Annotated in this window: 9 protein-coding genes; 6 read left to right on the top strand and 3 right to left on the bottom strand. The window is 53.9% G+C overall.

Annotated elements, in window-relative coordinates; genetic code table 11:
- Both DW49_RS0105890 and DW49_RS0105885 read right to left on the bottom strand, forming a co-directional pair.
- A partial coding sequence (locus DW49_RS0105890) for a recombinase family protein (RefSeq protein ID WP_024421130.1) occupies window positions 1-249 on the bottom strand: 249 nt, incomplete at its 3' end.
- Between the two features lie 253 nt (window positions 250-502).
- Window positions 503-1,489, bottom strand: coding sequence for a DUF4238 domain-containing protein (locus tag DW49_RS0105885; protein ID WP_005622125.1), 987 nt, complete (start codon window positions 1,487-1,489; stop codon window positions 503-505).
- Window positions 1,490-1,753: 264 nt separating this feature from the next.
- On the opposite strand from DW49_RS0105885, the gene DW49_RS0105880 reads away from it, so the two are divergent.
- The 6 genes from DW49_RS0105880 to DW49_RS0105855 all read left to right on the top strand — a co-directional run bounded on the left by DW49_RS0105880 (window position 1,754) and on the right by DW49_RS0105855 (window position 4,929).
- Window positions 1,754-2,086, top strand: a complete 333-nt coding sequence (locus DW49_RS0105880; RefSeq protein ID WP_010216246.1) for a type II toxin-antitoxin system RelE/ParE family toxin — start codon at window positions 1,754-1,756, stop codon at window positions 2,084-2,086.
- A 1-nt stretch (window position 2,087) separates the two neighbouring features.
- On the top strand, window positions 2,088-2,372 hold the full coding sequence (nadS, locus tag DW49_RS0105875; protein WP_024421129.1) for a NadS family protein: 285 nt from the start codon (window positions 2,088-2,090) through the stop codon (window positions 2,370-2,372).
- Window positions 2,373-2,524: 152 nt separating this feature from the next.
- Window positions 2,525-2,941 (top strand): TrfB-related DNA-binding protein, encoded by a 417-nt coding sequence (locus DW49_RS0105870; protein WP_024421128.1) that lies wholly within the window; start codon window positions 2,525-2,527, stop codon window positions 2,939-2,941.
- Window positions 2,942-3,400: 459 nt separating this feature from the next.
- Window positions 3,401-3,778: a hypothetical protein gene (locus tag DW49_RS0105865; protein WP_024421127.1), complete on the top strand. Its 378-nt coding sequence runs from the start codon at window positions 3,401-3,403 to the stop codon at window positions 3,776-3,778.
- Window positions 3,779-3,824: 46 nt separating this feature from the next.
- Entirely contained in the window at window positions 3,825-4,661 is an 837-nt protein-coding gene (locus tag DW49_RS0105860; RefSeq protein WP_024421126.1) for a DUF932 domain-containing protein, read from the top strand.
- Between the two features lie 67 nt (window positions 4,662-4,728).
- On the top strand, window positions 4,729-4,929 hold the full coding sequence (locus DW49_RS0105855) for a hypothetical protein (RefSeq protein ID WP_004666908.1): 201 nt from the start codon (window positions 4,729-4,731) through the stop codon (window positions 4,927-4,929).
- A gap of 66 nt (window positions 4,930-4,995) precedes the next feature.
- Here the strand turns inward: DW49_RS0105855 and DW49_RS0105850 are convergent, their stop codons facing one another.
- Window positions 4,996-5,274 carry a mobilization protein gene (locus tag DW49_RS0105850; RefSeq protein WP_004661031.1) on the bottom strand — a complete coding sequence of 93 codons (279 nt, stop codon included), beginning with the start codon at window positions 5,272-5,274 and terminating at the stop codon, window positions 4,996-4,998.
- Window positions 5,275-5,360 lie beyond the last annotated feature (86 nt).

The following is a 5,360-nucleotide window of genomic DNA, read 5'->3' as shown; positions in this document are numbered from 1 at the left end:
GGATCGCCAAGCCTGGTCATCCATCCGCGACAGCCGATCGATGCTTTCCACCAGAAGCACGTCACCTCGGCGAGCATCTTTGAGTAGTCGGATTAATTCCGGGCGGTCGGCATGGCTGCCACTGGCATTTTCCATGTAGCACGATGCGATGGCCTTGCCGTAGCCGGAGACAAACGTTTCCAAATAATCACGCGCTCGACTTGCGTCCTGGTCATCGGTCGATGCTCGAAGGTATGCACGAATGAACATCGGTAGATCTGTCTCATTTTGGGTGTAGTCAAATCATTGTATCAAATTGGGTGTACGTTAAGTGTGCAAAGCTGAAATCTGTTCGTGCCGATTTTCGTGTCACTTGGGGTATACCCAAAAGTGACGATATAGAAAGGTTACATGTGGTGACATTTTTTGTTCAGCGCTAGCGTGCCATTGTGGATACACCATAAGTTGACATGTGTATCGGTGGCTAGAAGCGACGCACTCGTCGCTGCAGTCTTTTGGAGCGTTAGGAATCATTAGCTCGCCTATAGCGCCTGCCGATGTATTTTTGAAATGGACGGATTGCGGCTTCGGTGTTACCGATGATATGCACCATGGCCTGACTCGCCAATTTGACGTTGAGCTCCGCGACGGTGGTTTCATCAACTTCATTTTTGCCCTGGGTGAATCGCTCAGAATCGCAGATAATGTAGGCAACTCGGGGCGATAGGGGGTAATAGAAGTCAGCATATTCTGGCGCTACGAACTGCGTAGTTGAGACACAGGAATGCACATTGACGACAGGGTGGTCGGACGTGATGAAAGGCACCTCTGTCTCATTTATCAACAATGCGTGCCTGGCATTGTGTCTATCTGTATATAGGCTTAACCCAATACTCATACCGAACATGTAGCTTAGGAACCACCAGGCATGAGCCATCGTGTCGGCGACTTCAATCTCGATAGCATTACTGCGGGGCTGAGCCTGCAGCGCGGCATCTCGGAAAGGCTTCGTGCGGGAGATCTGGTGACCGAAAAACGCCAGGAACTCGATCATGTGCTGCTTATCCTGTAGTACGTCGAGTTGCTCATCAGCCAGCGCGGCCAACACTGGGAGCGCCATTTTCTCGTGAGATGCGTGGAGGTTTTCCAGTAGGTTGCACTTCAACGCATGAAGGTGAAGCTCTGCATCTTGATTCTGAATGCCAGACTTACGGTAGAGGGCCTCGGCTTCCTGCATCCTCAGGAAGTCGTTTAGGTAAGACATGTGGTGTTGTCGGAGATGATCGGGGCTTTGACGGGAGATGCTTTTAATTAACTCGACATGCTTGCTCGTAAGCAAAGTGGTTTTATAGAAATAGTCATCAGCAACTATTCCACGCATGCTGTCGTGGGCAATTTTCCCCGTTTTCGTAGAGTAGAAAACGTTTTTCGTACCGCTGCTCCAGCGTGCTAGGTAATTCGCCCAGACGTAATGGTGGCGTTTTTTTGCTTCTAGGTCTTTGCTCGACATAGCGTCCGGTCCGTTGTGGAGTAGATGGACGTTCTCAGCGCACAAGCCTTACGTCAAGTTTCAGACGTGCTCTGACTGTTGCTGTTTACATATTGCCGTTCAGCCCAAGGTCCGTTTGTGGCCGAGAGCTAATGCTGCAAATCTTCCCATTTGACTGCGCAATCAGATCAGCTCTTCGTACGCGTGTGGCCGGATGACGCTGCTGGTCTATGCTGGACACTGGTTGTGGTGTACTATGTACTCCTATGGACAAGGATAGCATCTGTGAGCAACGCTATTGAATTCATCGAAACTTCGATGTTCACACGCCAGATCAAGGCTCTCGCAACAGATGATGAACTGAGAAGCCTTCAGGCGATTTTGATCGAGTCTCCGGACAGAGGGGATTTGATCACCAACACAGGAGGGCTCCGCAAGGTACGCATGGCCACGGGTAACCAAGGCAAGAGCGGCAGTGCGAGAGTAATATACTTTCTGGCTACACCTGAGGTGATCTACCTGGTGATGGCATACCCGAAAAGCACCAAAGACAGCCTGACTGGTGCTGAAAAAACAGAGCTGAAGCTGCTCACTCAAAAGCTGAAAAAAGAGGTGTGATATGAGCTTTTTTAACGAGTTGAAGGCCTCTCTTGAAGAAGCCGTGGATATCAAGAGCGGTGTTAAGCCGGCTGCTCGGCGAACTCAATACGAGTTGGCCGACGTGAAAGCGATCCGAGCCCAGTTGAATGTTACCCAGGGTGAGATGGCAAAGGTCTTGGGCACCAGTATTGATACGGTGAAAAGCTGGGAAAATGGACGGCGTAATCCTACGGGCCTTGCAGCCAAGGTTCTTGCCACGGTGAAGGCAAATCCTGATTTTTTCCGAGAGCTGTCCGTACATTAAGACGTGCCGCGCTTGAACGCACCGAGCGGCCCCTCCCTGCGCTCAGGACTGGTCTTTGGGTCGCGTGTGAAGACTCGAACTGCGGCTTGTTACAGGTTACATGTGGTTGCGGTTACGGTAGATTCGACTTTCATCAACCTGGACCTATTATCATGGCTGTCGATCCTGACCTGCCTGGTCTTGCAACGAAGATCACTCAGAACTACAGCAACGCCCAGATTGCCCAGTTGATCAGAATGATCAGTCCTGTTTCACCCTGCGCCCTGATGGCTGCGGACGAATTTGAGCGGGTCATGGCCGTGCTTGCGGGCCAGAATCGACGTCGGGCGTTCTCCGATCGCTCGATAAGTGCTGCCAGGCTCGTCCTGGTCATGGGTGCCAGTGTGTCCGAAGCCGCCTTGGAGACTGGATTGACCCGGCAGGTGGTTCACAGGCTTATGGCACGCATTCGGGCGCGCCTGGAGGATTTGCCGGCTGATTGGGTCAAGGTTGAGGCCTGGCTTCCGCCAGCAGCTGCAGGTGATGTTCTGGCATTAGCTCAATCACTCAGATCTGCTCAATCGCAATAGGAGAGGCGTGCCCTGGCTGTTTAAGCCTCGGTGCAGCTCGATCGCTGGCAACCGCTGATGCGCGTTCCCCTCGCTGCGCTCAGGGCCGGGCTTTCGTGCTGCGCATCGAGCCAGGCCATGAAGCCGGCCCGTCTCGACCCTTCGGGCTTCAATCCTCGCCGGCAAGCCGGCTCTAACGCCTCCGGCCTCTCGGCCTGCGCGCTCCGCTTGCCGTCGCTGCCTGTACTTCCCGTATCACCTGCAGGCTTTGCTGCGCACCTTTCGCCGTGCGCTTGACGGTAGATCGAGCGCGGCACCTGACAAGGGTTCGGCTGCGCCCGCGACACTCCCCCGTTCAGACTCGCTTCGCTCCCTTAGCTGCGGCCTCGCATCGCGCCCTTGTCACGCACCTATGCGCCCGATCGACCTAAGCGCATCGGCGAAAGGCACTCAGCAAAGCCGGCACAGAGGTGAGACGAAATGAACAGACAAGCAAAGCAACAGCTGATGAAGCGCTTCACAAGCGGTCAGGTCGAGATCTGCAAAAAGCTGCTGAAACTGAGTCGCCAGGTACACAAGTTCAATGCCCGCGTCGAGTTCCTGGTGCTGACGTTCAAGCATGACCTGGCAGACGCCGTAGTCCGGTATGAACTTTGGGACAACGGTTTCGAAGGCCTGGGCGAACGCCAGTTCGACAACTGCTTTGAAATGGGTGACTCGGCCGAGGTGATCGCCGAACTAATCACCACAGCGCGTCGTGAAGGCTTCGTGGAAAAAATTCAGACCTGGTGCGGCAACGAATCGTTTGCCCGCTGGTGCAGCTACGCCGACCTCCAGGGCGACCTTTTCGCCGCTTAACCCCGCTTGCGCCCGTCAGGCCGGGCGCTACACCAGGAGAAAAAATATGCGTATGTCCAGCAACTTCCGTAACCCATGCATGATCCGCAGTGACGTCGCACTGAGCAACGATCAGATCGCCCACTATGTGCCTTCCATCTTCGCCGAAGAAGCGCACGACAGCAGGTCGGCACGTTATCTGTATATCCCGACCGTGCAGGTACTTGATGCGCTGCGCGCCGAAGGATTTGAACCATTCATGGCCTGTCAGACACGCGTGCGTGACCAGGGCAAACGTGAGCACACCAAGCACATGCTGCGCCTGCGCCATGCGAGCCAGATCCTGGACCAGGAAGCCAACGAAATCATCCTCCTCAACAGCCACGATGGCAGCAGCAGCTATCAGATGATTGGAGGAAAATTCCGTTTCGTGTGTGCAAATGGACTGGTACTGGGAGACGTTGCCGCTGACCAGAAAGTACGCCATAGCGGCCGTGGTGATGTGGTAAATGACGTGATCGAAGGCGCCTTCGAAGTGTTGAAGCATTTCGAACAGATCGACCACATAACCGCTGACATGAAGCATCAACAATTAGACCAGGACGAGCAAGAGGCCTTTGCATTGGCTGCCCTGGCGTATCGCTACGATCCTGCAGAAGGACCTGCGCCTATTACCCCGTCCCAGTTGCTCATGCCACGCCGTCGGGAGGACCGTAGCAGCGACCTTTGGACCACCTTCAATCGAGTCCAGGAAAACACCATCAAAGGCGGTTTGACCGGGCGTAACAAGCAAGGCCGACGCACGACCACGCGAGCGGTCAATGGGATTGATCAGGACGTGAAACTGAACCGGGCCTTGTGGGTACTTGCGCAGGCTATGGGTGAGCACAGAAAAGCCGCTTAATTCAACCTAACTGGGCGTTGGCGGCGCCCAACTCTGACAAGTCCACATCAACGTAAGGATGAAGATAATGAACGGCTACGTAGTCACCTGGACCATCTACACAGAATCAGTAGGCGCACATAAAGAAGCCGCCCTTGACGTCGCACAGCGTTTCTTTCAGGCACGTATCGCTGACGGCGAACCAGACAGCGCGTGTACCTTTGTTGTCACCGGTATGGATGGTCAATCGGAAAAAATCGATCTTGCTGATTATCTTTACACGGATTGAAGACGGTTGCCTTGGAACAAAAAAGCCCCTCGATGTGGGGCTTTTTTGTTGGATGGCTTTGAGCGCTCAGGCAACCTGAGGCTTAGCCCGAGGTGCCGCACGTTTGCGCTTGGTGGTCAGGTCGGTAATTTCCCGAACACTCACGTTCAGACCAACATCAGCGAGAGCCTGTTTAACCTCCGAGACGGAGTAACCCTTGGCCGAACATAGCTCAACGATTTGTTCTTTGAGCGACTGTAGCACTTCGGCCTGGCTCATTTTGTCCTTGCTCAGGTCTGGCAGATCGGCCAGTTTTTGACGGGCGGCTTCTAGGTCTTGTTGGGTGAATGTTTTCTGCTTGGCCATAGGCTGGGTATCCTGATGTACTGATGGATTACTCTACATTAAGTTAGTGCTTTGAGCTGTGTTCTCGTTTTTTTGACCGTCTGGCG

This window comes from Pseudomonas avellanae BPIC 631, assembly GCF_000444135.1.
Taxonomy (GTDB): domain Bacteria; phylum Pseudomonadota; class Gammaproteobacteria; order Pseudomonadales; family Pseudomonadaceae; genus Aquipseudomonas; species Aquipseudomonas avellanae.
This window is presented reverse-complemented; position numbering and strand designations above follow the sequence as displayed.

Excerpts from the sequence above, each read along its gene's own strand:
- nadS (WP_024421129.1), top strand. The coding sequence starts at position 2,088 with ATGAGCTTTTTTAACGAGTTGAAGGCCTCTCTTGAAGAAGCCGTGGAT.
- DW49_RS0105850 (WP_004661031.1), bottom strand. The coding sequence starts at position 5,274 with ATGGCCAAGCAGAAAACATTCACCCAACAAGACCTAGAAGCCGCCCGT.
- DW49_RS0105870 (WP_024421128.1), top strand. The coding sequence starts at position 2,525 with ATGGCTGTCGATCCTGACCTGCCTGGTCTTGCAACGAAGATCACTCAG.
- DW49_RS0105885 (WP_005622125.1), bottom strand. The coding sequence starts at position 1,489 with ATGTCGAGCAAAGACCTAGAAGCAAAAAAACGCCACCATTACGTCTGG.
- DW49_RS0105860 (WP_024421126.1), top strand. The coding sequence starts at position 3,825 with ATGCGTATGTCCAGCAACTTCCGTAACCCATGCATGATCCGCAGTGAC.
- DW49_RS0105865 (WP_024421127.1), top strand. The coding sequence starts at position 3,401 with ATGAACAGACAAGCAAAGCAACAGCTGATGAAGCGCTTCACAAGCGGT.
- DW49_RS0105855 (WP_004666908.1), top strand. The coding sequence starts at position 4,729 with ATGAACGGCTACGTAGTCACCTGGACCATCTACACAGAATCAGTAGGC.